This is a genomic window from Nonomuraea sp. NPDC054003, assembly GCF_055585125.1.
Window position 1 is genome coordinate 25,855 of record NZ_JBVJKR010000020.1, and the last position, 26,164, is coordinate 52,018.

29 protein-coding genes are annotated in these 26,164 nt (G+C 69.3%); 11 read left to right on the forward strand and 18 right to left on the reverse strand.

The window, feature by feature from the left end:
• Positions 1-77 precede the first annotated feature (77 nt).
• The gene (locus tag ACZ6YG_RS38600; protein WP_466020705.1) at positions 78-1,787 is read right to left on the reverse strand and encodes a hypothetical protein; all 1,710 of its coding nucleotides are present in this window, start codon (positions 1,785-1,787) and stop codon (positions 78-80) included.
• An 847-nt stretch (positions 1,788-2,634) separates the two neighbouring features.
• Here ACZ6YG_RS38600 and ACZ6YG_RS38605 point away from each other — a divergent pair.
• Positions 2,635-3,033 carry a hypothetical protein gene (locus ACZ6YG_RS38605; RefSeq protein ID WP_466020706.1) on the forward strand — a complete coding sequence of 133 codons (399 nt, stop codon included), beginning with the start codon at positions 2,635-2,637 and terminating at the stop codon, positions 3,031-3,033.
• A complete protein-coding gene (locus ACZ6YG_RS38610; RefSeq protein ID WP_466020707.1) occupies positions 3,030-3,287 on the forward strand; it encodes a hypothetical protein in 258 nt (85 codons plus the stop codon). Before ACZ6YG_RS38605 ends, ACZ6YG_RS38610 begins: the two co-directional genes overlap by 4 nt.
• A 5-nt stretch (positions 3,288-3,292) precedes the next feature.
• Here the strand turns inward: ACZ6YG_RS38610 and ACZ6YG_RS38615 are convergent, their stop codons facing one another.
• Positions 3,293-4,180 (reverse strand): phosphorothioated DNA-binding restriction endonuclease, encoded by an 888-nt coding sequence (locus ACZ6YG_RS38615; protein ID WP_466020708.1) that lies wholly within the window; start codon positions 4,178-4,180, stop codon positions 3,293-3,295.
• A 153-nt stretch (positions 4,181-4,333) separates the two neighbouring features.
• Here ACZ6YG_RS38615 and ACZ6YG_RS38620 point away from each other — a divergent pair, with 153 nt between their 5' ends.
• On the forward strand, positions 4,334-4,735 hold the full coding sequence (locus tag ACZ6YG_RS38620) for a hypothetical protein (protein WP_466020709.1): 402 nt from the start codon (positions 4,334-4,336) through the stop codon (positions 4,733-4,735).
• Here ACZ6YG_RS38620 and ACZ6YG_RS38625 read toward each other — a convergent pair.
• On the reverse strand, positions 4,732-5,178 hold the full coding sequence (locus ACZ6YG_RS38625; protein WP_466020710.1) for a hypothetical protein: 447 nt from the start codon (positions 5,176-5,178) through the stop codon (positions 4,732-4,734). The genes ACZ6YG_RS38620 and ACZ6YG_RS38625 overlap by 4 nt on opposite strands.
• Positions 5,179-5,329: 151 nt before the next feature.
• On the opposite strand from ACZ6YG_RS38625, the gene ACZ6YG_RS38630 reads away from it, so the two are divergent.
• Positions 5,330-6,094, forward strand: coding sequence for an RpnC/YadD family protein (locus ACZ6YG_RS38630; RefSeq protein ID WP_466020711.1), 765 nt, complete (start codon positions 5,330-5,332; stop codon positions 6,092-6,094).
• On the opposite strand, the gene ACZ6YG_RS38635 is transcribed toward ACZ6YG_RS38630, so the two are convergent.
• The gene (locus tag ACZ6YG_RS38635; RefSeq protein ID WP_466020712.1) at positions 6,081-6,878 is read right to left on the reverse strand and encodes an aminotransferase class IV family protein; all 798 of its coding nucleotides are present in this window, start codon (positions 6,876-6,878) and stop codon (positions 6,081-6,083) included. The genes ACZ6YG_RS38630 and ACZ6YG_RS38635 overlap by 14 nt on opposite strands.
• A gap of 85 nt (positions 6,879-6,963) precedes the next feature.
• Between ACZ6YG_RS38635 and ACZ6YG_RS38640 the strand changes: the two genes are divergently transcribed.
• A complete protein-coding gene (locus ACZ6YG_RS38640) occupies positions 6,964-7,305 on the forward strand; it encodes a MerR family transcriptional regulator (protein WP_148035035.1) in 342 nt (113 codons plus the stop codon).
• 66 nt (positions 7,306-7,371) lie between these two features.
• Positions 7,372-8,076: an NADPH-dependent F420 reductase gene (locus ACZ6YG_RS38645; RefSeq protein ID WP_466020713.1), complete on the forward strand. Its 705-nt coding sequence runs from the start codon at positions 7,372-7,374 to the stop codon at positions 8,074-8,076.
• Between the two features lies 1 nt (position 8,077).
• On the opposite strand, the gene ACZ6YG_RS38650 is transcribed toward ACZ6YG_RS38645, so the two are convergent.
• On the reverse strand, positions 8,078-8,716 hold the full coding sequence (locus ACZ6YG_RS38650) for a TetR/AcrR family transcriptional regulator (RefSeq protein WP_148035037.1): 639 nt from the start codon (positions 8,714-8,716) through the stop codon (positions 8,078-8,080).
• A gap of 91 nt (positions 8,717-8,807) precedes the next feature.
• Here ACZ6YG_RS38650 and ACZ6YG_RS38655 point away from each other — a divergent pair, with 91 nt between their 5' ends.
• Positions 8,808-9,500: an NAD(P)-dependent oxidoreductase gene (locus ACZ6YG_RS38655; protein WP_148035038.1), complete on the forward strand. Its 693-nt coding sequence runs from the start codon at positions 8,808-8,810 to the stop codon at positions 9,498-9,500.
• Between the two features lie 145 nt (positions 9,501-9,645).
• On the opposite strand, the gene ACZ6YG_RS38660 is transcribed toward ACZ6YG_RS38655, so the two are convergent.
• Positions 9,646-9,825, reverse strand: coding sequence for a hypothetical protein (locus ACZ6YG_RS38660; protein WP_148035039.1), 180 nt, complete (start codon positions 9,823-9,825; stop codon positions 9,646-9,648).
• A gap of 63 nt (positions 9,826-9,888) precedes the next feature.
• Positions 9,889-10,431, reverse strand: a complete 543-nt coding sequence (locus ACZ6YG_RS38665; protein ID WP_466020714.1) for a hypothetical protein — start codon at positions 10,429-10,431, stop codon at positions 9,889-9,891.
• Between the two features lie 91 nt (positions 10,432-10,522).
• On the opposite strand from ACZ6YG_RS38665, the gene ACZ6YG_RS38670 reads away from it, so the two are divergent.
• Complete coding sequence (locus ACZ6YG_RS38670) at positions 10,523-10,960, forward strand: anthrone oxygenase family protein (protein WP_466020715.1); 438 nt, start codon at positions 10,523-10,525, stop codon at positions 10,958-10,960.
• Here the strand turns inward: ACZ6YG_RS38670 and ACZ6YG_RS38675 are convergent.
• From ACZ6YG_RS38675 to ACZ6YG_RS38710, 8 genes are all read right to left on the reverse strand, one after another.
• On the reverse strand, positions 10,957-11,973 hold the full coding sequence (locus ACZ6YG_RS38675) for a nitrilase-related carbon-nitrogen hydrolase (RefSeq protein WP_466020716.1): 1,017 nt from the start codon (positions 11,971-11,973) through the stop codon (positions 10,957-10,959). The genes ACZ6YG_RS38670 and ACZ6YG_RS38675 overlap by 4 nt on opposite strands.
• On the reverse strand, positions 11,970-12,887 hold the full coding sequence (locus tag ACZ6YG_RS38680) for an oligopeptide/dipeptide ABC transporter ATP-binding protein (RefSeq protein WP_148035043.1): 918 nt from the start codon (positions 12,885-12,887) through the stop codon (positions 11,970-11,972). The genes ACZ6YG_RS38675 and ACZ6YG_RS38680 overlap by 4 nt, the downstream gene beginning before the upstream one ends.
• Positions 12,884-13,831, reverse strand: a complete 948-nt coding sequence (locus ACZ6YG_RS38685; RefSeq protein WP_466020717.1) for an ABC transporter ATP-binding protein — start codon at positions 13,829-13,831, stop codon at positions 12,884-12,886. Before ACZ6YG_RS38685 ends, ACZ6YG_RS38680 begins: the two co-directional genes overlap by 4 nt.
• A complete protein-coding gene (locus ACZ6YG_RS38690; protein WP_466020718.1) occupies positions 13,831-15,387 on the reverse strand; it encodes an ABC transporter substrate-binding protein in 1,557 nt (518 codons plus the stop codon). Before ACZ6YG_RS38690 ends, ACZ6YG_RS38685 begins: the two co-directional genes overlap by 1 nt.
• 35 nt (positions 15,388-15,422) lie before the next feature.
• Positions 15,423-16,280, reverse strand: a complete 858-nt coding sequence (locus ACZ6YG_RS38695) for an ABC transporter permease (RefSeq protein ID WP_148035046.1) — start codon at positions 16,278-16,280, stop codon at positions 15,423-15,425.
• A 2-nt stretch (positions 16,281-16,282) separates the two neighbouring features.
• A complete protein-coding gene (locus tag ACZ6YG_RS38700; RefSeq protein WP_466020719.1) occupies positions 16,283-17,251 on the reverse strand; it encodes an ABC transporter permease in 969 nt (322 codons plus the stop codon).
• Positions 17,252-17,470: 219 nt separating this feature from the next.
• Positions 17,471-18,169, reverse strand: a complete 699-nt coding sequence (locus ACZ6YG_RS38705; protein WP_466020720.1) for a ThuA domain-containing protein — start codon at positions 18,167-18,169, stop codon at positions 17,471-17,473.
• 85 nt (positions 18,170-18,254) lie between these two features.
• Entirely contained in the window at positions 18,255-18,797 is a 543-nt protein-coding gene (locus ACZ6YG_RS38710) for an LGFP repeat-containing protein (protein WP_187281468.1), read from the reverse strand.
• 165 nt (positions 18,798-18,962) lie between these two features.
• On the opposite strand from ACZ6YG_RS38710, the gene ACZ6YG_RS38715 reads away from it, so the two are divergent.
• Together ACZ6YG_RS38715 and ACZ6YG_RS38720 are read left to right on the forward strand one after the other, a co-directional pair.
• Positions 18,963-20,045: a DUF6745 domain-containing protein gene (locus ACZ6YG_RS38715; protein WP_466020721.1), complete on the forward strand. Its 1,083-nt coding sequence runs from the start codon at positions 18,963-18,965 to the stop codon at positions 20,043-20,045.
• A gap of 10 nt (positions 20,046-20,055) precedes the next feature.
• Positions 20,056-20,502, forward strand: a complete 447-nt coding sequence (locus ACZ6YG_RS38720; RefSeq protein ID WP_271276171.1) for a hypothetical protein — start codon at positions 20,056-20,058, stop codon at positions 20,500-20,502.
• 4 nt (positions 20,503-20,506) lie between these two features.
• On the opposite strand, the gene ACZ6YG_RS38725 is transcribed toward ACZ6YG_RS38720, so the two are convergent.
• Positions 20,507-21,823 (reverse strand): alpha/beta hydrolase family protein, encoded by a 1,317-nt coding sequence (locus ACZ6YG_RS38725; protein WP_466020722.1) that lies wholly within the window; start codon positions 21,821-21,823, stop codon positions 20,507-20,509.
• A 131-nt stretch (positions 21,824-21,954) separates the two neighbouring features.
• On the opposite strand from ACZ6YG_RS38725, the gene ACZ6YG_RS38730 reads away from it, so the two are divergent.
• The gene (locus ACZ6YG_RS38730) at positions 21,955-22,467 is read left to right on the forward strand and encodes a hemerythrin domain-containing protein (protein WP_187281469.1); all 513 of its coding nucleotides are present in this window, start codon (positions 21,955-21,957) and stop codon (positions 22,465-22,467) included.
• Positions 22,468-22,487: 20 nt separating this feature from the next.
• On the opposite strand, the gene ACZ6YG_RS38735 is transcribed toward ACZ6YG_RS38730, so the two are convergent.
• Entirely contained in the window at positions 22,488-24,311 is a 1,824-nt protein-coding gene (locus ACZ6YG_RS38735) for an ABC transporter ATP-binding protein (RefSeq protein ID WP_219546030.1), read from the reverse strand.
• A complete protein-coding gene (locus tag ACZ6YG_RS38740; RefSeq protein WP_261808908.1) occupies positions 24,311-26,122 on the reverse strand; it encodes an ABC transporter ATP-binding protein in 1,812 nt (603 codons plus the stop codon). Before ACZ6YG_RS38740 ends, ACZ6YG_RS38735 begins: the two co-directional genes overlap by 1 nt.
• Positions 26,123-26,164: the final 42 nt, after the last annotated feature.

The following is a 26,164-nucleotide window of genomic DNA, read 5'->3' on the forward strand; positions in this document are numbered from 1 at the left end:
GACTTCCTCGGCGTGCTCAGCGGCAAGCCGGAGCGGTGTACGTATCCACTCAGCCCGTTGTCGACCTTGTCTGGATCTCAGTTGGTCGACTTCACGGGTAGGTGAGGGCCAATATAGCCGATGTAGATTTTTCCCGTCTTCCGGACGTCGTCAAAGTAATGCATCCTCGGAGCGCTCATCCCGGCACCGCCACCGATCCGGATGTGTGACCACATATAGGCGCAACCAGACGGATCAACGTCTGGCGGTACCGGCAGCAGCCGCAGCCGACTCAGCTTGGTGTTGGTGTGGACTGTCTCCGATTCATCTGACTTGACCTTTCCCGCGGAGATAGCGGCGGCCCCGGGGAGCGGCTCTGTGCACCAGCGGCGGAAGTCGCCGTTGAATCTACCTTCGAACACTGCCTCGGCGTAGTCCTGGAACGCCAGCATCACCTGCCAGGTCGTTTGCGCCCATGTGGACGACTGTGCCTTCTCCTCCAGTTTCCACACATAGTCGATGTCGCCGGTGAACTCAACGCGGTTAAGCTCATCCAGCCGTTCGATGACCTCCGGCAATTGCGTGGGAAGAAGAGTCAGTACTTCGGCGGGGACATAGGCCTCGGTCGCGCGCCCTACCGAGCTTAGCCTCTGCCGCAGTACCCGTACCCAGTCAGTGAGTTCGGCGATCTTCTGGTTTGCTACTTCCAGCTCCGCTGCCGTATCGATTAAACCGTCCTGAAGATTGGCTGCGTCATCGCGGAGTTTCTGCTCCTCGTATCCGGCAAGATCCAGAAGCTCATGCAACTCGTCGTTATCGGCGAGCAGCTTCTTGTTCTCCTTAAGCAGGCGCGAGAAGTCGGAAGATAACGTATCCGATGTGCGTGCTGCCTGCCTCGATCCATGCGCAGTTGCGGCCACGGCGGTACGCGTCAATTTGTTCAGCGGTTCAGGCAAGCGCCCGTCCGCCGCCAGTTGCCGAGGCAGGGCAGCGAGTAGCTGCGTCGACCTACTGAAATCGGCTTCGATTCGCGAACCGGACAAGTATCTGTGCCTACCTGCATCCTCCTCGATCGCCAGATCAAGGTCGGGAAGATAGGTGCGCACTGCTCCGCTACGGACTTCGTACGCTTTGCCTACATCGCGGTTGAACGCATCTGCGGCAAGCGGATCGAGGAGGTAAAGACTCGCCAGACCCGGCAGAAAACGGGTCACCCGATCAATCGTCGCTTTCCAGGCAGAGAAAGAGACTCGGTCGTGAGGAGAAGCGACAACAGCGGGAAGTCGCCGTTGTTCGTCAGTCAGGACTTCCAAGAGGTCGTCCACCCTGTCAGGGCGGATCAGCGTGGGGGTCGGCCGCAGATAAGCCCAATGATCTCGAGCATCCACCGCCCCTAGCAATTGACGCGCGAGGCCAGGCAGCGCCGCGAGGGAAGGCCTCCCAGCATCCTCCGAACTCTGGGCCGGGCGTACATGCTCGACATCGAGCCAGAACCAGGTGCGTTCATTGGCGGTCGTCACCCTGCCGGGCGCATGCACGATCAGAGAGCTGAGCCAATATCCGCCGTCCTTGTGCTCACGTAACTGCCACTTGCTGGTCTGCGTACCGTCTCCGGCCGTTCTTGTGTCGCGGAGGAGAACTATGCCGTCCCCCAGTACGGCCTGACCATTATCGTATGCCTCAATATCAATCTTCTGGCGCACACTCTTCTTGACCAGCCACTGGCGCCATTCACGGGACGCGGTGGTTGTAGCATCCGCCGGGGTAAGGTCCGTGTGGAATATCGATCGATAGCGTCCAGCGGTCACTCGCCCTCCACCATATTTCTCTCTGCACTTTTTAGATCAGTCATCCAGCTGGGCATGCATCATGGACAAGTCGATACACTTTGATCAAATGATTTTTCGCTTCGCGACTATTGCAATAGCCTCCTAGTGGTCGCCGCAAGCACTCACGTACACTAGTGGGATTTGGAATCTTATCGGAGAGACCTACAGCCAACCACCACTGGCCGCTCCCCAATCTATTCATCTAGAGTTTCCAGCTCGGATTCCAACGGAATCGGACTGGAAGTGACACGAACAGGTTCGCCGCTTGCACCGATTCGCCAGAGTCCTACTTCGTGTGTCATGCGCCCCCCTTGGTCTAACAGGTTGACGGCTCAGCCGACCTCGCTCGTACCGCTTGCAAAGCATCCGCGATTGCAGCGAACTCGCTGAGCGCGACTCTAGGCCCTCCACAATCTCTGAGCGATGATTCTTTCGAGATACATGCTTATCTTGCGTCTACCTATCCGCCTCATTCCTGAATCAACAGAACCTTACAGGCTATGCCATACCTCCCTCTTGATCTACCGATCGAACAGTTTAGTCGTGACACACACAATCAGGGTCACACAATGGGGCACAGTATGCACGATACGTAAGGAGGGCGGAGCTTTGATTTAGGGTCCTCTACAGATCCGGCATAATGGATGACCGAAACATATCGGTCACAGGCATACATTCGCGAGACACGAACTGCGGCATTCGCGACAGATGCGGCACCCCTGCCCGAGCAAGCAGTTCTGTCGTACGGGTCGAAGGAGGTCCGCGAGCGCGAGCAGTTCACGCTGCTGGACGAACAGCAGGTCGCGTATGAACTGGTCATGGGGCCATGGAGCGGGCAAGGCGCGCGAACTCCAAGCAGGTGGTCATCGTCACCGGAGGTCTGGGCAGCGGCAAGAGTGTGATTGCGCTGTCGCTGCTGGGCAAGCTGTTCAGGCAGGGGCGCTCGACCTTTCAGATCCAGCAGGACAAGTCGAAGAGGCCCCGTCAGCTCGCCCGCTACGCCGCCGCGCTGTTGCTGCTGCTGGGCTGTGACGTGACCGTTCTGGTCATCTGCCCTGACCAAGGGGTCGCCGACCACTATGCGAAGCCCATCGATTCTGGGCTGACCGGCTACCGCCTGCACGCCCACATGCTGGGTCCGGACGACACCCCGATCATCACCGACCCCCACGAAGCCTCAGCATGGCCGCGCCCGATATCTGGCGTCTCCTGGAGGAGGTCATGAAATCTACCGCCTGGCCGGTTTACAGCCCTTTCGCTCGCGAACACTACGGTCGCGGCCTCGAAGAGGGACAAGCCCAAGGCAAGGCGGAAGAAGCCGCGCGGCTGGTGTTGCTCCTGCTGCAAACCCGCGGCTTCATAGTGCCGGACGACCTCCGGGGTATCGATGCCTGCACCGCCCTGGGTCGGCTCGAAACCCAAGCCACCCGCGCCATCAACGCCCAGACCGTTGACGACCTGTTCGACGAGCAGCAATAGCTCGGTCAACCGCGGGCGGGCGTGCGGAAGACCTGGCGGGCGTGCCAGCCGATGTGGTCTGGCTTGACCGCCTCCAGGCCCGGCTGGGGTTCCCGGGCCGGGCGTCCGGCCAGGGAGAGGACCATGTCGCGGGATGCCTGCGACCGGCCCACGTATCTGGCCGAGACGGTGATGGTGCGGTCCTGCGTCAGTCCGAGGACGCCCTTGTCGAACAGTTTGTGGTGGATCGCGCACAGGCACAGCCCGTTGGTCAGGTCGTCCGGGCCGTCGAAGGCCCACCAGCGGACGTGCGCCGCGTCCAGGCCCACCGCCGTGCCGTCCAGCCAGCCGTCGTACGAGCAGAACGCGCAGCAGTACTCGTACGCCATCAGCACCTGATCGCGGAACCCGGGGCCGCGGCGGACCGGCGGTGGCTTCCTGACCTCGGCGGTGGTCTCCGCCGTCTCCAGGTCCAGGCCGGCCAGCATGCAGAGGTCGGTGTGCAGGGACGGGGCGAAGTTGGCATCGAGGAGGTAGCGGGCGATCCGTCCCAGGAGCCCGGGCTCCTCCGACAGGGCGCGGGCCAGGTCGGGGTGGAGGCGGCCGCTGGCCTGGCTGTCGCGCAATCTGCCCAGTTCGGGGCCGGGGCTGCCGGGGCCGTGCAGGGTCTCGACCAGCCAGAGGCCGTCGCTGGTCAGGTGGTGGAACGGGTAGCCGGGGCTGGTGTCGCGGGGCGGGCCGTACTCCTTGAGCAAGGTCTTGAGCTCGGCCTCGGCGGCGCTGAACGGGATCGGCCGGTTGCCGTGGCGTTGGAACCGGCCCAGGGCGTACAGGAGGAGGAGCGGTTTGTGCGGCGCGCGTTCGCCGCCTCTGGTCCAGCGCCGGATCTCGGCGACCCGCTCGATCCAGTCCACGATCGTCAGTGTAGGGCGATCTTCCGGTTGTTGGAGGTCAGCAGATCTGCTCGCCGGGCTGGTGGGTTGATCACAGTCGGCTTCAAGCGGATCGCAAGGCGCACGGCCTATCTCTAGAGGTGATCACGTCACGTACCATCCCGGAGTTCCCTCATGCGCTTGCTCGCCTTCCTCGCCGCTCTGGCCCTCCCCCTCACCCTGGCCTCCCCGGCCGCCGCCGACCGTACGTCCTGGAAGTGGGGGACCGTGTACTCCGCTGACGCCAAGGCCAGCGCCTGGGGCAGGGTGACGGTGGGCCAGTCCGGTTTCGTCGTCTCCGGCAACGTGCGGGACATCCCCGGCAAGGCCTGTTCCTGGGCGATCGTCCGCGCCCAGAGTGCGAAGAACGGCCGCTGGAAGACTCACGGCTTCTACTACTGCAAGCCCGGGGTCGGCACCTTCCGCAGGAGCTACGGGTACGTGCTGCAGATCAAGATCCAGGTCTGCCGGGGCACCGCCAAGCAGCCCACCGGGTCGTGCTCGAAGTCGAAGACCATCTTCACCCAGGGCAGCTAAGGCTCTGGCCATCGGTGGTAGCGGGCGGCGCGGGCCTCGTCCTCGGTGCAGAAGAAGCGGCTGTCCAGCGGGGTCACCAGGTAGTACTCGCTGCTGGGCATGGTGTAGCTCTTGGCGGCGGCGAAGTCCGTGGCGACGAGCGGCAGCCCGCCGCACCTGGTCACGTGGATCGGGAAGCTGGCCATGGCGGTGGTGAGCGGCGTTGCGAGCGCGATCACGTACATCACGATCGCCGTGACGAGTGCCCGTAGCCAGTCGGGCGAGAGCCCGATCAGTGCGAGGGGGATCAGGCCCAGGATGTAGGCCAGTGCCAGCAGCACCAGGTACCAGCCCAGGAATGCCGCGGGCTCGGGCAGCGACGAGGCCGCCACGGCCAGACCAGCCGTCGGGATGACCAGGAGGAACGCTGCCAGCCACGCACTCGCCACAGCGAATCGCTTCATATGGATATGACGGGTCGGGCCGGGGGTTCGTTCGGGTCGATCAGCCACGGGCGGGCGTCGGAGCCGGTACCCGCGTGAATGGGGCAACCGGGGTGGTCAAGGGCGAGACCCGATGACCACTCAAGGTAGTTGGCATGTCACAATGAGTGTCATGCCGTCCCCCCAACATGACGCACTCATTCAGCTGTTCAAAGACCGGCCTGAGCTGGCAGTGGAGATCTTGCGCGACCTCAAGGGAGTGGAGATACCCACTACTCCGCTGATCCGCGTCGAGGACAGCACATTCAACACCCGTTTCTCGGGGGATCTCGAAGCCGATGTGGTCGTCGTCCTGGGGCCACCCAACGAGCCCGCGCACGCCATCGTCGTGGAGATCCCGCACGACAAGTCCAAGGACCCGAAACAGCTCGCCCGCTATGCCACCGCACTGTGGCTGCTGCTGCGCTGCGACGTCACCGTCCTGGTCATCTGCCCTGACCAAGGGGTCGCCGCCCACTACTCCACGCCGATCGATTCCGGGCTGACCGGCTACCGCCTGCACCCCCACGTGCTGGGACCGGACGACATCTCGATCATCACCGACCCCCACGAGGCGGTCATGGTCCACGGCATGAAGTCCACCGCCTGGCCCGTCTACAGTCCCTTCGCGCGCGAACATTACGGCCGCGGTTTCAGAGACGGCCTAGCCCAAGTCAAAGCAGAAGGCAGGGTGGAAGAAGCCGCTCGGGTGGTGCTGCTCGTGCTCGAAACCCGTGGCTTCGCACTTTCCGACGACATCCGGGCCCGCATCACCGCCTGCACCGACCTGGACCGACTCGAAACCTGGGCTACCAGCGCGCTCAGCGCCCAGACCCTCGACGACCTGTTCGACGATTTGGAGACCCAGCCTGAGGGCGAGCTGCCTAAGGGGCGCTGAGGGGTTCGGTCTCGTACGCCTCGTGCAGCATTCGTACGAAAGACGGCGCCTCAGGCAGAGAGGTCGAGGCGATCCGCTGTACGGGCACCCCCGGCGTCCACGAGTTCATGACCACGGCCCCGGCCAGCTCAGGCAGGTCGGTGAGCCTGATCTCCTGGACCCGCTGGGGGACGCCGAGCCGGTCCAGTTGGCGGCGGACGATGGCCATCGTGGTGCCGCCCAGCATCTCGGCCTCCGGCCACACCACCGCGGTCCCGTCCCAGAAGGCCAGGTTCCAGATGGACCCTTCGCTGAGCCGGCCGCGACGGTCGAGGAAGGCGGCGTCGTCGAAGCCGCGGGCGACGGCCTGGCGGAGGTAGTACGTCTTGGCCACCTCGCCGACGTGTTTCACCGCGGGGAGGACCCGTTCGTGCTCGACCGCCGCCAGCGAGAGCGGTCCTCGGGGCCCGGACGCGGGCGGGCCGGTGCGTACCAAGAGCGAGGGCTCCAGGTCGGTCGCGGTGAACTCGCCCGCCGGGGAGTACACGGTGGCCGTCAGGGAGAGGTCGGCCGGGCCTGCCAGGAGGGCCGACCGCAGCCGGGCCCGAACCTGATCGTCGGGGAGTGCCCGGCCGAACAGCTCCATGGAGGCGGATCGCAGCCTCTCCAGGTGGAGGTCGAGACCTCGTACGCGACCTCCCCTGACCTGCATGGCGGTGAAGTGGGCGTAGCCCGCGAAGGCGAGCGGCGCCAGCTCCGCGGCGGTCGCCGGGTGGCCGTCGCGGTGGACGACGAAAGAAGACATGGCTTGCTCCAGGGTGATGACGCGGGCCGGAATGCCCGTTCGACGAGGCGACGTTATGGCTTCACACCGATGGAAAGGTCAACTCATGCTGATCGGGGAGCTGTCCCGGCTGACCGGGGTACGCCCGAGGATGCTGCGCTACTACGAGGAGCAGGGGCTGCTCGACGTCAGCCGCGCCGCCAACGGCTACCGCCGTTACGGCGAGGATGCCGTCGTCACCGTGCGGCAGGTGCGCGCGCTGTTGAAGGCGGGTCTGTCCACCGAGGTGATCCGTACGGTGCTGCCATGCGCGCGGGGCGAGCGGCCGGAGTTCGACTGGTGCGCGGAGCTGTGGGACATACTCAACGGGGAGCTGGCGGCCATGGACGAGCGCATCGACGACCTCCAGCGCAACCGGAGCACGCTCGCCGGCCTCCTCATGCGATAGGTAAACGACCAGTAACCCTCCTGCATGGTAGGGAATAGGCCCCGCGCGGGCGGGGTTGTCGCGGGCATGGCAACTCTTGGATTGATCGGCAGTGGCAACATCGGTGGCACGCTCGCCCGCCTAGCCGTCGATGCCGGTCTCGACGTCGTCCTGAGCAACTCGCGCGGCCCGGAGACCCTGGCCTCGCTCGTCGAGGAGCTCGGCCCGCGCGCCCGCGCCGCCACGCCGGCCGAGGCCGCGGCCGCCGGCGACTGGGTGGTGGTGACGATCCCGCTGCGCGCCATCGACCAGCTGCCGGCGGAGCCGCTGGCCGGGAAGGTCGTGCTGGACACCGGCAACTACTATCCGCAGCGCGACGGGCAGATCCCGGAGCTCGACGCGGAGGAGACCACGACCAGCGAGCTGCTCCAGCGGCGGTTGCCCGGGGCCAAGGTGGTCAAGGCCTTCAACAACATCTACTTCAAGCACCTGGCCTCGCTCCCCCGCCCGGCGGGCGCCGCCGACCGGACGGCGCTGCCGATCGCGGGGGACGACGCCGGCGCCAAGGCGGCCGCGACCGAGCTGTTGGACACGCTCGGGTTCGACGTGGTCGACGCGGGGCCGCTGGCGGAGGGGTGGCGGTTCCAGCGGGACACCGCCGCGTACGTGGTGCCGTACGCGCACGCGCCGCAGGGCGCCGGGATCTCCGCGGACGACCCGGGCTCCCCCGCCGGCGCCGACGAGCTGCGCACCGCGCTGGCCGCCGCGCTCCGTTACCGCGACATGGAGTGACTCACGGCCCGCTCTTCACCAGCAGTTCGCGGGCCAGGACGTCGCCCCACCAGTTCTCGACGCGGTCGGGTGACCAGCCGCGCTCGCCGGTGAGCACGGCGTAGACGTCGATGTTGCAGATGGCGGCGTAGACGTCGACGGCCGTCGCCACGTCCAGGCCGGCCCGCAGGGCCCCGTCCGGCCACGAGGAGAACACGTGGACGCGGGTCTCGTCGGCGCGGCGGCGGCCGTCGCTGTAGAGGGTGGCCAGGTCCGGCTCCGTGCGTGCCGCTTCCCGTACGAGCATGATGATGTCGCCCGAGCGCTCGTACAGCCGGCGGTCGAAGCCGGCCATCGCGCCGAGCTGCCGTGCCGGGTCCGCGGCGGGGTCTTCGAGCTCGGCCAGCAGGTGCGGCACGTCGCCGCTCAGGTCGGCGGCGTCGGCCAGTGCCCGTGCCAGGCCGGTCTTGTTGCCGTACGTCGCGTAGACGGTCGGCACGGAGACGCCCGCCTCGCGTGCCACGTCGCGCACCGTGGTCTGGGCCCACCCCCGGGTGAGGAAGAGCGTACGGGCGGCCCGGGCGATCTCCGCCCGGGTTTCCAGCGCCTGGGTGGTGCGGCGCAACGACTCGTAGCGACGCCGCTCCTGCTCCTCGCTCATGATCCCCCATTTGGCTTTACGGTGCCTATAATCAATATAAGTGGCGTCGAATCGCAGGTGCCACGACGGCCAAGCTAGCGGAGGTGCGTACGTGAGACTTGTGATCTTCGGGGCCAACGGCCAGACCGGCCGGATCGCCACCGCCCAGGCGCTCGCCGAAGGGCATGCCGTCACTGCGGTGACCCGGCATCCGGAGGAGTTCCCCCTGGACGATCCCGGGCTGGCGGTGGTGAAGGCGGACGCGCGGGACGGCGCCGCGGTGGACCGGGTCGTGGCCGGGCACGACGCGGTGATCTCGACACTCGGAGTCCCGTACGGCTCGGCGGACACCACGACGGCCTCCGAGGCCGCCGCGGCCATCGTCGCGGCCATGACCGCCCACGGGCTCCGGCGGCTGGTCATGGTCACCTCGACCGGCGTGCCGATGAAACCCCCGCCCGGCGAGACGCTCTTCTACCGAAAGGTGATCATGCCGTGGCTGCTCAGGCTGGGACGTCCGCTGTACGAGGACGCGGGGCGCGCGGAGGAGATCGTGGCGCGCAGCGACCTCGACTGGACCGTCATCCGTCCCGCGGGCTTGTTCGACCGCACCGGCGTCACCGATTACACCGTCGGCCTCCCGCAGTTGGTCGGCCGGTTCACCTCCCGCCGTGACCTGGCGGACGCGCTCATCCGGGAAGCCGTCGAAGACCGCAACCCACGCGCCGTCGTCGAGGTCATCACCACCGAAGGCACCCCGAACCTTTACCGCATGCTCGTGAAGGAAGCGCTGCACATCGGATGACCCCGGGAAACAGAACGGGCACGACCCCCCTTGGCAAGGGTCGTGCCCGTTCGTCAGCCCGGCGCCTGGGGCGTCACCGTGACGCTCCCCCCATGGAACGAAGTTTTCTGACGGTGACTGCGCCGGCCGCTGGGATGTGACGTCGTCAGGTGACGTCCATGCACCACATCGGCTTGCCGTCGATGGTGCAGGGGTACCAGATGTCCGGCGGCCTGGCCTGGGCCGATCCGGCGGCGAGGGACAGTGCGGCCGCGGAGATCACCGCCACGGCGGCGATCCGGCGAACCGCGCGCCCGAAGGCGCCGTTCTTGTTGTTGTCGGTCATGGCGAGGATTACATCGGGCCGCTCTTGTGACGCTCTTGGAACCGGCTGGGAACGGGATGCAAGTCAGAGCCAGTAGACCGCCAGCAGGGCGATGGCGAAGGCCAGGGCGATGAAGGGGACGGTTCTCGGCTGACGGGCGGCTTCGCGGCGGGAGGAGATCACCAGCACGACGATCAGGGCCAGCGCCACCACCAGGTGCACCCCGTACCACCAGATGGTGGACACCTCGCCCAGCAAGGTCCTGCTGAGCAGGTCGTCGACGGTCGCGTAGCCGGACAGGGTGGCGGTCATGGCCAGGCCGAACGCCGCGAGCGCGTACCGGTGCCGGGCGACCAGGAGCCAGACGAAGGTGCCGAAGGCGAGGACGGGCCAGGACTGGAGGTGCACCTGCCGCAGGAGCAGCCCGCCGGGCACGTCGAAGCTGATCCGCAGGGACGAGCTGTAGGCCTCGCTCATGGGGACGCCCTGCAACGGCGCGTACGAGCCGTCGTAGACGATCGTGTGGTCACCGGGTGTGAAGTGGTATGCCAGGAAGGCTCCGGTGACGACGGCGAACAGGAAGATGAAGATCAACGTGTCGCCGATTAATTGGCCCGCTCGCTCCATTCGCCATATCCCACCACAAGAGAGACGCTCGCGTATGCGGTTGAGAGGGCGGTGCATGGACGGTCCCGGCCCGTACGGACACGATGAGGGCATGCTGGTTCTGCCGCTCATCGCCCTCGTGCTGCACGGCGCCCTCGCGGGCCTCTTCTACGCCTTCTCCATGTCCGTCATGCCGGCGCTCAACGCCGTCGAGCCCGCTCAGGCCGAGACGGTGATGCGGAGCGTCAACAAGAAGATCCTCAACCCCTGGCTCTACGTCGCGTTCCTCGGGGCTCCGGTCGCGGCGCTGGTCGCCGGGCTGTTCGCCGACGGGCCGGCCGCGGTCTGGTTCTTCGCCGCCGCCGGGGTGAACTTCGTCGGCTCCTTCGTGGTCACCGTGGCGATCAACGTGCCGATGAACAACGCCGTCGACGCGGGCACGATGCCGTGGAAGGAGTACTCGCCGCGGTGGACCGCCTGGAACACGGTCCGGGCCGCGGCGTCCCTGGCCTGCCTCGCCCTGGTGGGCGTCGGCCTGGCCTGGCTCTAGCGCCAGCGGGACTTGCCGTCGAGGTAGCGGCCGGCGTCCTCCAGGCTCTCCGGCTGGTACGGGGTGAAGAGGTTGGGGGCGAAGCGGCTCCGGTACGCGTCGAAGATGTGCTTGTACATGTCCCAGTGGATGTCCGGCTGGCGATGGCGGGCGCGGTGGGCGGCGATGGGGATCTGGGCGACGACGAGCTTCTCGAACTTGCTGTCCGCCGCCGCGATGACGTTGCCGTCCGGGCCGTAGACGGCCGAGCCGCCCGCGCCGGTGTCCTCGAAGTACGGGGTGTCGCGCGGCAGGAGCGAGTTGTTGACGATCGCGGTGTAGACGCGGTTGTGCAGGGCGGAGGCGCGCACGTCGATCTCGTTGAAGCTGCCGCTGGCGGTGCGGAGGAAGACCTCGGCGCCCTTGACGGCGGCGGCGCGGAAGAGCTCGGGCTCCAACTGGGTGGACGACATGGAGATGTTGCCCAGCGGGGTGCGGGCGACGGGCACGACCTGGTCGATGCCGTACTTCTCGATGTACTCGTCCAGCACGTCGTAGACGGTGGTGGTGAACAGCTCGACGCCGCCGAAGACGCCCTTGACGTTGCGGGCCTTCCAGTGCTTGGCGACGATCTCGCCGTCCGGGCCGATGAGCGTGGTGACGCTGAGCACGTGGCCGGGCCAGTCGGGGTCGCGGACGTACGCGCCGAAGGCGATGTAACAGTTGTGCTGACGGGCCTTGGCGGAGATGGCCTCCGACTCGGGGCCGGGCAGCTCGATGCAGCGGCGCTCGGCTTCGGCCTTGGTCCAGTTGTCCCAGCCGCTGATCGGGAACTCGTGGAAGAACAGCAGGTCGGGCCGGTAGCCGAAGGGGGTGTGGAAGCAGTTGTCGATCAGGTGGAGCATGTGGTCGAGGTTGGCCCGCATGCCCGACGGGTCGGGCGTCGGGTTCACGGTCGACTGGACGACGCCGAGGGTCCAGACGTCCTTGGCCAGGTCGACGGTGGGATAGAGGCCGTCGGTGTGCTGGGTCATGCGGTCTCCTCGTGGATGCAGGCGATCAGGCGGCCGTCGGTCGCGGGTTCGAGCGCGGGATCGGTGGCCTCGCAGGCGGCGGTGGCCAGCGGGCAGCGGGTGTGGAAGCGGCAGCCGGGCGGCGGGGCCAGCGCGGAGGGCACCTCGCCGGTGAGCGGCGCCGCCGGTGGGCGGCCGGGGTCGGGCACGGCGGCGAGCAGCGCCCGGGTGTAGGGGTGGCGGGGGTCGTCGAAGACCTGGTCGGCGGTGCCGGTCTCGACGAAGCGGCCGAGATACATGACGGCGACGTCGTCGGCCAGGTGCCGGGCGATGTCGATCTCGTGGGTGATGAGCACGTAGCTGAGCCCGAGGCGTTGCCTCAGGTCCTGGAGCAGGTTCACGAGCAGCGCCTTGACGCTGACGTCGAGGCTGGCGGTGGGCTCGTCGAGCACGAGGACCTTCGGCTCGACGGCGAGCGCGCGGGCGACGGTGACGCGCTGCAGCTCGCCGCCGCTGACGCCGCCGGGCCTGCGGCCGAGGTACTCCTCGGTGAGGCCGACCAGGTCGAGCAGCTCGCGGACGCGGGCGTCGCGGGCCGCGCGGCCTGGGTGCAGGCCGTGCACGGCGAGCGGCTGACGCAGCGCGTGCCCGATGCTCTTGCGCCGGTTCAGCGCCGACCAGGGGTTCTGCGACACGAGCTGGATGGCGCGGCGGTCGGCCTGCTCGCTGCCCTGCACCTGGATGCGGCCTTCGGTGGGTTCGGCGAGCCGGACGAGCATGCGGGCGATGGTCGACTTGCCGCAGCCGGACTCGCCGATGACGGCGAGCGTCCGGCCCTGCGGCACCTCGAAGGTGACGCCGTCGACGGCGCGCAGCGTCCTGCCTCCGCCGGTGCGGTAGTGCTTGACGAGACCTTCGGCGCGGACCGCGATCATGCGGACTCCCCCGCCACGTGGCAGCGCACCAGCGACTCTCCCACCGTACGGACCTCCGGGTTCTCCTCGTGGCAGCGCTCGGCGACGGACGCGCAGCGCGGCGCGAACGGGCATCCGGCGAGCCGGTTGGCGCCGGTGACGGTGCCGGGGATGGTGCGCAGCGGCTCGCCCCTGCGGTGCCGGCTCGGCATCGCGTCCAGCAGGGCCCGCGTGTACGGGTGGCGCGGCGTCGCGAACAGTTCGGCGGCGGGGGCCAGCTCGACCAGGCGGCCCGCGTACATGACCCCGATGCGGTCGCTGACCTGCGAGATCACGCCGAGATCGTGACTGACGAAGATCATCGAGCAGCCGATCTCGTCGCGCAGGTCCAGCAGCAGCCGCAGCACCTGGGCCTGCACGGTGGCGTCCAGCGTGGTGGTGGGCTCGTCGGCGAGCAGCAGGTCGGGCCGCTTGCCGATGGCCGCCACGGCGATGAGCAGGCGTTGCAGCTGCCCGCCGGAGAACTCGTGCGGGTAGCCGTCGAGCCGGTCGAGCACCGCGCCGAGCCCGACGCCGGCGAGCAGCTCCTTGAGCCGCCCGTCGTCGAGCCCGTCGAGGTGCCAGCGCAGCTGCCGGCCGACGGGCGTGACCGGCGAGAGCGAGGTCATGGGCCGTTGCGGGATCAGCCCGATGCGGTCGCCCCGCAGCTTGCGCATGCCGTCCTCGCGCAGCTTGACGAGGTCGGCGCCGTCGAAGGCGAGGCGCCCGGCGTCGAGGCGCGCGTTGGGCGGCAGCATCCGCGTCAGCGCGGTGAGCAGCGTGCTCTTGCCCGACCCCGACTCGCCGACCAGCCCGAGGATCTCGCCGCGGGCGAGGTCGAAGGAGACCTCGCGCACGGCGGGCACGTCGCCCTCCCTGGTACGGAAGGCGACCCCCAGGTCCCTGACCGACAGCAGCGCGCTCATCAGGTGAACTGCACGGCGGGGACGCTGATGCGGCTGACGCTCATGCCCGGCTCGTCGAGCGGCGAGACGTCGGTGCGCTGCGCCACGAGCATCTTCGGGTAGACGGGCGGGATGATGATCGCGTCCGCCGCCAACAGGCCGTTGATCCGCTTGCACAGCTCGGCCCGCTCCGCCTCGTCGTCGGCGGCCCAGGCCTGGCCGAGCAGCTTGTCCACTTCCTCGTTCTGGTAACCGAAGTTCAGCGAATACGCCGAGTTGGTCACGTTCAGGAGGGAGAAGGCGGTGCGCCCGGCGCCGAAGCCGGTCTCGAAGCTGTTCATCACCAGGTCGAACTTGCCCGACGCCCACTTCTGCACCCAGGGGCCGACGTCGAGGGTCTCCAGCGTGCAGGTGATGCCGGCCTGCTTCCAGCCTTCGACGAGCACCTGGCCGATGTTCTTCATCATGGCGTCGCTGGTGATCGTCAGGGTGAACTTCAGGTCGCTCGCGCCGGCCTCGGCCAGCAGCGCCTTGGCCTTCTCGTGGTCGGGTGCCTCGCCGTAGATCTGCAGGGACGGGTCGTGGCCCTCGACGGCGGGGCCGATGGGGCCCTGCGCGATGGTGGCGGTGCCCGCGTACGCGACGTCGCGCACGCCCTTGCGGTCCATCGCGTACGCGAGCGCCTGCCGCACCTTGACGTCGTCGAAGGGTGCCTTGTTGGCCGTGAAGTAGGTGATGATGTCGCTGGGCGCGTCGACCTCGTGCACCTTGACCTGCGCGTCCTGCTTGAGCAGGGCCACGCTCTCCGGCGTGACGTCGGTCATGATGTGGATCTTGCCTTCGCGCAGGTTGACCAGGCGGGTGGCGGGGTCGGGCACCGCCTGGAAGACGACGCTCGCGAGCGCGGGCTTGTCGCCGTGGTAGGAGTCGTTGCGGCTCAGCTCGACCGACTGGCCCTGGGTCACCTTCTCGATCGTGAAGGGGCCGGTGCCCATGGTGGTGTCGGTCTTGGCGACGAAGTCCTTGTGGATGATCGGCAGGTTGGTGAGGTGGGCGCGGAGCACGCCGTACCGGGCGGTCAGGGTGATCTTCACGGTGTGGTCGCCGTCCGCCTCGGCGTCCTTGACGTAGCCGGCGAAGAAGACCGTCCAGTCGCTGGTGGACTTGGGGTCGGAGACGAACTTCAGCGCGGCCACGACGTCCGCCGCGGTGAACGGGTCGCCGTTGGCGAAGGTCACGCCCTCCTTGAGCTTGATGGTCCAGGTGAGGCCGTCGTCGGAGATCTCCGGCTCGCCGTCGGCGAGCAGCGGCACGGATTTCAGCGACGCGTCGTGGGTGTAGAGCGACTCCACCACGGGGTCGGTGATCCAGTGGACCCGGCTGGAGGTGGTGTAGAGCGGGTTCAGGTAGTCGGAGATGGAGGTGACGCCGAACGCCAGCTTGGTGGGCTTCGGGCCCTGGGAGGCGGCCGGGGCCGGCGTCCCGGACGTGCCGCATGCCGTCACGGCCAGCGAGCCCGCGGTGAGCAGGCCGGCCATCGCCAGGAAGCGGCGGCGGCCGATGATCGCTTCATTCATCACGATGTTTCCTTCAGAGGTGGGGGTGGTGAGGCTCAGCGCCGGCCCTGCGCGTCGAGCGCGTCGCCGAGGCCGTCGCCCGCGAGGTTGAATCCGACGGTGGCGACGAGGATGACCAGGCCGGGGATGATGGAGTACCACCACGCGCCGAGCAGCATGTAGCTGGTCGCGTCGCCGAGGATGTTGCCGAGGCTGGGCCGCGGCGGCTGGATGCCGAGGCCGAGGAAGCTGAGCGCGCTCTCGGCGAAGATCGCCACGCCGAGCCACAGGAACGCCTGCACGAGCACCGGCGGCAGCACGTTGACCAGCACCTCGCCGCCGATGATGCGCCAGCGCGGCACGCCGATCGCCCGGAGCGCGTCGACGTAGTCCTCCTGGACCTCGACCAGGGTGGCCGAGCGGGTCACGCGGGCGAAGTACGGGATGAAGCCGACGCCGAGCAGCAGTACGACCTTGGTGGTCGCGGTCACCGTCAGCGGGCCCCAGTGCGAGTCGCCGGTGCCGGTGATGCCGATGACGAACAGCGCGAAGACGAAGAGCGGCAGTGCCTGCAGCGCCTCCAGCACGCGCATGATCAGGTCGTCGGGCCAGCGGCCGCCGAAGTACCCGGCCACCAGCCCGGCGGGCACGGCGACGACCAGGCCGAAGGCGACGCCGGCCGCCGCCACGAGCAGCGAGACGCGGGCGCCTTCGGCGGTGCGGGCGAACAGGTCGCGCTGCAGGTGGTCGGTGCCGAACAGGTGGTCGGCGCCGGGGGCGGCCAGGGTCAGGCCGGTGCGCGCGTCCGGCGAGCCGGCCAGCAGCGGCCCGGCCACGGCCAGCAGCAGGAACAGCCCGAGCAGGGCCAGGCCGGCCCAGGTCAGCGCGGACATCCGGGGAAGCACTCGGTTCATGGTCAGCGGGCCGTCCCGTTCAGGAACCCGGCGCGGATCCGGGGGTTGAGCACGAAGTAGAGGAGGTCCACGATCAGGTTCGTGACCAGGAAGACAGCGGCGGTGATCAGGGTGCAGGCGATGGCCAGCGGGTAGTCGTGCTGCTTGAAGGCGGCGACGATGGTCTGGCCGATCCCCGGCAGGTTGAACACGTTCTCCACCAGCACGGTGCCGCTGATGAAGACGCCGAGCATGAGCCCGATCACGGTGGCCGTCGGGATGATCGCGTTACGCGCGGTGATCCGGCGCAGGATGCGCCGCTCGGGCATGCCCATCGCGCGGGCGAACGACACGTAGTCGGCCTGCGCGGTGTCGATCATCGAGGCGCGCAGCGTACGGGCGATGATGGCGCCCGAGCCGAGGCCGAGGGCGAACGCGGGCAGGATCACGCCGCGCAGGTTCTCGAGCGGATCGTCGCCGAAGCGCACCCATCCGCTGGAGGGCAGCACGCCCTGGACGTAGAGGCCGAACACCACGACGAGCACCAGGCCGAGCCAGAAGCTCGGGATCGACAGCGCGATCACGCTGATCACCCGCACGCAGCCGTCCAGGAACGAGTCGCGCTTCCTGGCCGCCACGGCTCCGGCCAGAAGGCCGGCGGCGACCCAGAACACGAACGCGATCAGGCTGAGCTCCAGGGTGACGGGGAGCCGCTCGGCGATGATCTCGATGACCGGGCGGTCGCTGAACAGTGAGCGGCCGAAGTCGCCGGCCAGCAGGTTGCCGACGAAGGTGCCGTACTGGACCCAGATCGGCTGGTCGAGGCCGAGCCTGCGCTCGACCTCGGCGACCTTCTCCGGGGTGGGGTTCATGCCGAGGTAGGCCTCGGCGGGACCGCCGGGAGCCGCCCTGAGCATGAAGAAGACGAGCGTCAGGACGATCAGCAGGACCAGTGCGAGACCGGCGACCCTGCGCCCGACGTACCGGAGCATCGCGGGCCCCTTCGTGCTCGACGCTGTTTCGCGTGGCGGACTGTCATTACGGTGAGCGGAATACTAGTCACGCCACAAGCCGAGATGGAAGAGTTTTTCGCTCCAACTTGAAACATTGTTCCGCAGAAAATCCAGCCCTCGACCTCAGCTCACCTGGACGCGGCGGTCATGGAACGCCGTCACGGTGAGCGGTACGGGACTGTTCGAGGGGTCTTCCGGCTACCGGGCCGCCCAGAGCATGCCGCGTTCGATGATCGTGCGTACGGTGTCGTTCCGCAGCACGTCGAGGCTGTGACCGGGGGTGGTGACGAAGATGCGGCCGGCGCCCCAGCTCCGGGTCCAGATGGCCGGCGAGGTGACCTCACGGTGCCAGGGGTCCCACGGGCGGACCTGCTGGGTGGTCGTGGCCAGCACGTCGATGTAGTCGTCGGTCAGCACCCAGTACTGCTCGGTCACCAGGTCGAAGTCCGTCAGGCCCTCGGTGATGGGGTGGGCGGCGGCCTCGGGGAGCAGGTTCACGGTGTACGGCACGAAGTTGTGCGCCTCGGCGCTCTCGTGCGGCTCGGCCGGGTCCTTGCCGGGGTGGCAGGCGAACTGCCCGCCGATCAGGTGGAGGTAGTCGGAGGAGTTGCGGAAGGAGTCGGCGATGCCGCCGTGCCAGCCCGCCATCCCGGTGCCCGACTCGACGGCGGCGCGCAGGCCCGCGAGCTCGCCGGGCTCGATCGTCCCCATGGTGTAGCACTGCACGACCAGGTCGACCCCGGCCATGAACGCGGCGTCCGCGTACGGCTCCGGGGAGCCGGCCAGGTGCACCTCGAAGCCGTGCGCTTCGAGGAAGGGGACGAAGAAGTCGGTGGCGGCCACCGGGGCATGTCCTTCCCAGCCGCCGCGCACCACCAGTGCCTTACGGTTCGCCATGCTCGCGCCAATCGCTCGGAGGGTCGACGTATCCGATCGTCGCATTTTCCGGGTCATAGCCCTGCACGGGCGGCGATCGCGCTGATCAGCCGGTCACCGAGACGGACCAGTGCTTCTGGCAGCTGGACGGGCCGATGAGGTTGCTGTCGCAGCCCTTGATGTTCCACCGGTAGCCGCCGTTCGTCCGCGCCCTGACGATGTAGCGGCCGCGGAAGCCGCCCGCGGTGTCCTTCTGTACCCCGTGCGGGTCGGCGGCGCTGGTGTAGCGGACGAGGAAGGTGTCGAACTCCTTGGCCGTCCGGTGCCAGTCGACGTACGCGTTCCCGCCGGCCGACCAGGCCGCCACCACGAAGTTCCCGCCCAGCTTGGGCGACCAGGCCAGCTGGCCCCGTTCGAACGTCTGACGGCGGCCGGCCCAGCCGACCCCGTTCTGGTGGATGTCGCGCTCGCCCGTGGTGGGGCAGCCGAGCTTGCCGTTCGCGCCGCCGAGCTGCTGCCAGCGGGCGCCGATGAGCCCGTACGGCTGGATCTTGCACGCGGTGCCGGTCGCGGCGTGCGCGGGCACGGTGGTCAGCGTTCCGGCGGCGGCGAGCGCCGCGACGAGCGTGAGGGACAGGCGACGGTTCATCGCGGCGCTCCTTGGGGGGTCGGCTGTCTCAGTGATACGACCTGTCGCTTGCCGGACGCTTGACCGCCGCCTTCTGGCAGGCCCTGTCGGCGGTGGACAGATGAGGTTCCGACATGTCACCATCGCAGACATGATCGTGAGGAAGGACGGCGCCACCCTGAGCCGGTGAGCGCACGCGCGCAGCGGGAAGCTGCGACCATCCGCGAAGAATGGCTGGGCCTGGCGCTGTCGACGCGGCCCTGTCACCGTCAGGCGGCCGAAGCCGCCATCTCGGAGCTCTACCTCCTGGCCGGGTTCGCCCCGCCGCGTTTCCACTGGGCCGCCTCGCCCGTGACCGCCCTCGCCACCGTGCCGCCCGGCGTCCGGCCGCGCCCCGACGAACCCCCGGAGCGGGTGCAGGACTGGCCGGTGGTGAAGAGCCTGACCCGCATGGCCGGCGAGCTGCGCGGGCGGGTCGACGCCGCCGTCAGGGGCGCCCACCTGGAGCTCGACCAGGTGGTCCGCCGCGAGGTGCACGACCCGCTCTCCTGGACGGCGCGCCGGCTCGTCCCGGTGCTGGAGGCCGCGCACGACCGCCCGCTCCGGCGCACGAGCTGGTACGAGGACGTCACGGCCGTCGCGTGGCAGGCGCGGCACGACGCGCTGCGCCGGCTGGGCGGCGTCGAGGCGTTCAGCCGGGCACAGAAACGGCAGGCCCACCTGTGGGCCGTGGTGGCCCGCTCGTGCGGCTGGTGGTGGCCGCGCCGGGACGTGTGCGTGCTCTCGGAACGCCCGGCCGAGCTGCGCACAGAGGTGTGCGGCGAGCACGGCGAGGTGCGCCTGCACCACGACGGCGGCCCGGCCGTGCGGTTCGCCGACGGCTGGGACGTGCACGCCTGGCACGGCACCCGGGTGCCGTCCTGGGTGACCACCGATCCGTCCGCCGAGCGCATCGGGCGGGAGCGCAACGTCGAGGTCAGGCGGTGCGCGATCGAGCGCCTCGGCTGGGCCGCCTACATCGAGCAGGCCGGCCTCCGGCTGGTCGCCGCCGCCCCCGACCCCGGCAATCCCGGCTTCGAGCTGCGGCTGTACGACGTGCGCGCGGGCACCAGGGTGCTGCTCGCCGTCAACGGGTCCGTCGAGCGCGACGGGCGCCGCCGCCGCTACGGGCTGACCGTGCCGTGGTACTTCGACGACCCGATCGCCGCCGCCGGCTGGACCTACGGGCTGTCCGCCGGCCAGTACGCGACCCTTCTCCGCCGAACCTGAGGTGAATGCCATGAAAGTGACTCTCGCCACCCTCGAAGAGCAGACCGGACTGACCGCGCTCGACCACCTGGAGCGGTCGGTGCGCATCCCCGTCGTCGACGGGCCCCAGGCCCAGGGCGACCTGATCGTCATCCCGCTGGCCATGATCGCCGCGTCCGTCCGGATCCCGCCGGCCGCCGTGGCGTGGGAGTGGATCGACGTGCCCGTGGAAGGCGTCGACCTGCTGCGCGGCGAGGCCGGCGGCAACACGCACACCCTCGTCGCCGAACCGTACACCTGCCGGTGGACGCGGCGGCTCCACGACTCCGAACGGCTGGCCATCGGCGTGTTCGAGACCACCGCCCCGGCCTACCTGCTGCACCCGGAGCACGGGGCGACGGGCTGCGCTCCGGGCACGTACGTGATCCGCCGGCAGCGCGAGCAGGAAGGCCCGCGGGCCCGCCTGGTCGCCGACTGACCCGTCAGGGGCAGGCGGGGAACAGCGGACGGGTGCCGGTCGAGTAGACCGACGGGTCGGTGAACCGGCACCCGTAGCGCGGGTCGGCCACCACCGAGCGGGTGACCACGTCGTCGCCCGCGGGCCGGGGGCCGCCGCGCTGCCACCGGACGAGGTCGTCCCAGGCGGCCCCGGCCTCGGCGTCGCTGAACTCGCAGTGGCCCACGGCCCTGATCGCCCGCTGCACCAGGTGCTTCGTCCGGCCGTGCCGGGCCACGTCCTTGAAGTAGTGCTGCTCCATCGAGAACGGCACGAAGTTGTCGCCCAGGTCGTGCAGCGACAGCACGGGCACGTCGATCCGGCCCGACACGCTCGCCACGGCCGTCAGCCCGCGGGTGAACCGGGCCACCGGGTCCTCGGGGGCCACCCGCCGGACGGTCGCGTTGACGTTCACCGGCGAGGAGGGCGCGTAGCGGGTGCCGACGTTCGTGCCCACCCGGCCGGGCTGCTGCGCCAGCGAGCCGCCTTCGTCCGGCCCGGCCAGCCCGAACAGGAAGTCCTTCCAGTACGCGAACGCAGCGTCCGCGCCCGGCCGCTCGCCGCCGCCCTGGTTGATCACGATGTCGCGGAACTGCGCGCCGACCGCGCTGCCCGGGTCCAGCCGCTCCCGCATCTTCGGTACGGCCGAGGTGGCGTAGTCGGCCGGGAACGGGTACGCGGGCACGTCCGCCAGGTCCTGGGCGACGAGGTGGAAGTCGAGGAAGAAGTCGAACAGCTCGTGGTCGCCGAGCACCCCGCACATCGGCATCGCGGCGTCGTAGAAGCCCGGGTACTGCTCGATGGAGCGGGCCGTGATGTGCCCGCCCATCGACACCCCGGCGATGAACGTACGCTTCGGCTTGCCGACCACCCGCGCGAAGTGACCGGCCAGCGCGCGGGTGCTGACCACGCCGGCCCGCACGTCGTAGTCGTTGGCGTAGTACGAGGACGCCGCCCACGCGTACCCCTGGTCCAGGAACCGCTGCCGGAGCCCGTAGCCTGGCGGGTCCACGGAGAGCACCCGCGTGGCGCCGCGGAAGCCGTGGGCCCACATCGCCAGGCCGCCGTTCCAGCGCGGCGGCACCTCGATCACGTACGCCGCGTGCTCGTGCACGCCCTGCAGCACCCTGGCCGGCCTGCCGTCCACGAGCGCGGGCGGGAGCGGCGGGTTGTCGACGGTGTAGCCGGGCAGCGGCTGGTCGCCGGGCACGACGGTGCGCGCGTCCGCCGCGGCGCCCGTGCCGGGCACGAGTAACGCGGCGGCCAGGGCGAGGGCGCAGAGAACCAGGCTCGGACGGCGCATCAGCCGTCACCTCCGGGCAGGCTGATCGGGGGGTGCGGGTGATTCGTTCATACTCCGGCGCACCGGGCATGGGAAGGGTCCCGCACCGGGCGGCACGGTTGGGGGCCCGCCGCCCGGGTAGCCACGATCCCATGACCGTGCGGAACGACGTCATCGCCCTCGTCCAGGCCGACCATCGCCGGATCGAAGTCCTGTTCAAGCGTCTGCTGCTGAACCAGAAGGACCCCGGGCCCGCCGTCAGCGCGCTGCACGCCCTGCTGACCGCGCACACCCGCGCCGAGGAGGACGTGGTCTACCCGCTCCTGGACGCCCACCACGGCTTCGCCCAGCACAAGGAGGCCGAGGTCCACCTGGACACGCTGCGGCGGGCCGACGCCGGGACGCCCGAGCTCACCGAGGCGCTGCATCAGCTCGTCGTGTCGGTGATGGCGCACTTCTGCGACGAGGAGACGACGATCCTCCCGATGCTGGCCCGCAGCATGAGCGGCGAAGAGCTGGCCGAGCTGGGCGCGGCGTTCCGGGACGCCCGGCAGCGCGAGCTGGACGCGCTCAGAGGCCGTCCGGCCGAGGGCGAGCCCCGCCGGGAGGCCGGCCGGTTCGGCACGGGCAAGACCAGGATGCAGGAGGTGCTCACCACGCTGTGACCCCGGCTCGGGTGTTGCGGTCAGGACGAGCCGATGGGCACAAACCCGCTGCCCGCCCGGTAGTTGGGCGACTGGTGACGGAAGTAGGTGTTGTAGACCTGGCAGTAGCGGCCGCCTCGCGCCAGCAGCGTCGGATGGTCGCCCTCCTCCACGATGCGGCCGTGGTCGAGCACGATGATGCGGTCGACGTGCTCGATGGTGGACAGCCGGTGGGCGATGACGATCGAGGTGCGCTCGGCCAGCACCACGTCGAGACCCTCCTGGATCTGCGCCTCGGTGAGCGGATCGACGCTGGCCGTGGCCTCGTCGAGCACCACGATCGCCGGGTCCTGGACGAGCAGGCGGGCCAGCGCGACGAGCTGGCGCTGCCCCATCGACAGGGCCCGGCCGTGCTCGCCCACGTCGGTGTCGAGGCCGTGGGGCAGGGCGTCGATCCAGTCGCCGCCGCCGACCGCCTCGGCCGCGGCCCGCACCTCGTCGTCGGTCGCATCCGGCCTGGGGTAGCGGATGTTGTCGGCGACGGTGCCGCTGAACAGGAACGGCGCCTGCGGCACCGCGCCGATCTGGCGGCGGTACTCGCCCAGGTCGAGCTCGCGGATGTCGCGGCCGTCGATGAGCAGCCGGCCTTCCTGGAACTCGTAGAACCGGGTGATCAGCTTGCTCAGCGTGGACTTGCCCGCACCGGTGTGGCCGACCAGCGCGACCGTCTCGCCGGCCTCGATGCGCAGGTCGAAGTCGCGCAGCACCGGGCTCGCGGGGTCGTAGCCGAAGGTGACGCCCTGGAACTCGATGCGCCCGGCCAGCCTGCCGACCGGCTGCGCGCCGGTCTGCACCACCCGCGGCGGCGCGTCGATCAGCGCGAAGACCCGCTCCGACGCCGACAGGCCCTGCTGGAACTGCGACCAGAACGCGGCGATCGACGTCAGCGGGAACCAGAACAGCGCCACACCCTGGAGGAACAGGTACCAGTCACCGGCCGTCAGCCGCCCGCCGAGCACGGCCGTGCCGCCGAACTGCACCAGGGCGACCGTGGCGAGCCCGGCCACCAGGAACAGCACCGGGAAGATCGCCGAGAAGACGAACCCCTGCCGCAGCGTCACCTGGTAGCTCTGCCGGTTGATCGGCAGGAACTCGTCGTAGACCTGCCGCTCCTGGCGGAAGCTCTTGGCCACCGCGATGCCGCCCATGGTCTCCTGCAGGTTGGCGTTGACCCGGCTGAGCGAGCGCTGGGCCTTGCGGGTGGTGGCGCGGGCGAGCCGCCGGAACAGCAGGGCCAGGCCCACGACGACGGGCACCACCAGAAGCGTCAGCAGGGCCAGCTCGACGCTGCGCAGGAACAGCAGCACGGTGACGAACCCGACCATCAGCACCTGGCTGATCAGGTCCATGGTGAGCGTGGACACGGTGGCGAAGTCGTCGGTGTCGGACGTCACCCGGCTGACGATGCGGCCGGACGGCGTCTCGTCGTAGAAGGACAGGTCGCGCTGGAGCACCGCGTCGAAGGCGTCTTCGCGCAGGTGGAGCACGACGTCGCCGGTCACCCGCGCGCTGTACCACTGCCGGAAGAAGTTGAACACCCAGCCGAGGACGCCGGTGAGCAGCAGCGCGCCGGTCAGCGGCCAGGCGACGTCGCCGATCGTGCCCGCCTGCACCGCGTCGACGCCCCAGCTGACCAGCAGCGGCACCGCCGCCTGCCCCAGCGACACGAGCACGATCATGGCGGCGACCAGCACCATCGCCCCGAGCTTGGGCCGGAAGTAGGACAGGATCCGGCGCAGCAGCTCGCGGTCGCTGTAGGTGCGGTCGTAGTCTTCGGCCTCCAGGCCGTCCATCAGGAAGCCCATCAGCCGGCCCTTCCCTGCTCGCCGGCCAGCACGGGCGCGTCGCCCCCGGCCGGCAGGACCTCGTCGTAGTGGGCGAAGATGCGGCGGTAGAGACGGCTGCGCCCGAGCAGCTCGTCGTGGGTGCCGAAGTCGACCAGCTCGCCCCGTTTGAGCAGCAGCACCTTGTCGGCCCACCGGATCTGGGACAGCCGGTGGGTGATCAGCAGCGTGGTGCGGCCTTCGAGCACGCGGCCGATCGCCTGCTGGATCAGGTCTTCGGTGGCCGAGTCGACGGCGCTGGTGGAGTCGTCGAGCACGAGGATCGCCGGGTCGGTCAGCAGGGCCCGCGCGATGGCCAGCCGCTGCCGCTGGCCGCCGGAGAGGGTGATGCCGCGCTCGCCGATGACCGTGTCGTAGCCGTCGTCGAGCTCGCCGATGAACTCGGCCGCCTGCGCGTCCTCGGCCGCCCGCACCACGTCGTCGCGGCCGGCCTTCTGGCCCAGGCCGAAGGCGATGTTCTCCGCGACGGAGCGGGAGAACAGCACGATGTCCTGCTCGATGGTGGAGATCTGGGAGCGCAGCGAGTCGAGGTCCCAGGCGCGCACGTCGACGCCGTCGACAAGGACGCGGCCGGAGGTGACGTCGTAGATGCGCGGCACGAGCTTGGTCAGCGTGCTCTTGCCCGAGCCGGTCTCGCCGACGACGGCGACCGTCTCGCCCGGCCGCACGGTGAACGACACGCCGCGCAGCACCGGGTCGCCGCCCTCGTAGCCGAACGTCACGTCGTCGAAGACGATCTCGCCGGTGACGGCGGCGGCATGGCCGTCGGCCGGCTGGTCGAGCTCGGTCTCGGCGTTGACGATGGCGAGGATCCGGCGGGAGGCCACGACGCCGAGCTGGACCAGCGAGAACGTGAAGATCGACATCTGGGTGGGGAAGCCGAGCATGCCCATGAGCCCCATGAAGGCCACCACGTCGCCGATCGTGATCTGGCCCGCCGCCTGCAGCGCGAGCGCGTGCCAGAGCGCGCCCGCCATCGCGGCCGCGAAGAGCAGCGTGGGCAGGTAGCGGGCCTGCACCAGGCCGTTGCGCACGAAGGAGTCGCGGTAGAGCCGGGCGCGGGCGCGGAACCGGCGGCGCTCCTGCGCCTCCTGGGCGGTCACCTTGATGACCTCGATGCCGCGCACGGCCTCGTTGAGCCCGGCGTTGAGATCGCCGAACTGCTCGCGCATCCGGGTCGCGACCGGGTTGAGCTGGCGCATGTAGTGCCAGAGCGCGATCACGAAGACGACCGCGAACACGCCGGGCACGAGCAGCAGCCGCGGGTCGATGGTGGCGATGAAGAACAGCGGCACCAGGCCGGACAGCCCGGAGTCGACGATCAGGTCGAAGCCCGGGGAGATCATGATGGAGAGCTGCCGGATGTCGTTGGCGGCCCTGGCCATCAGATCGCCGACCCGCTGGCGGTTGTGGAAGGTCTGGCTCTTGCCGAGCAGGCTCACGTAGAGCTCGTCGCGGGCGTCGCGCTCCAGCCGCTTGGCCAGCACCTCGGACGACAGCCGCGCCACCAGGTCGATGATGCCGCGGGCCACCACGACCGCCAGCATGACCAGCACGATCGCGCCGAGCGCGGAGCCGTCGCCCAGCACCGCGTCGAAGGCGGAGCCGGTGAGCTGCGGGACCATGGCGTTGAGCACCACCATGACCAGCGACCCGCCGAGGAACCCGGTCAGGTGGAGCGGATGGCGGCGCACATGGGACCAGAGCCAGCGCAGCGGGCCGCGCCGGTCGTAGACCGGCCCGGAAACAGAGAACTCCGAACTGCTGCTCACGGGAACGGCCCCCTGACCCCGTTGACGTTTCGACCCTGTTTT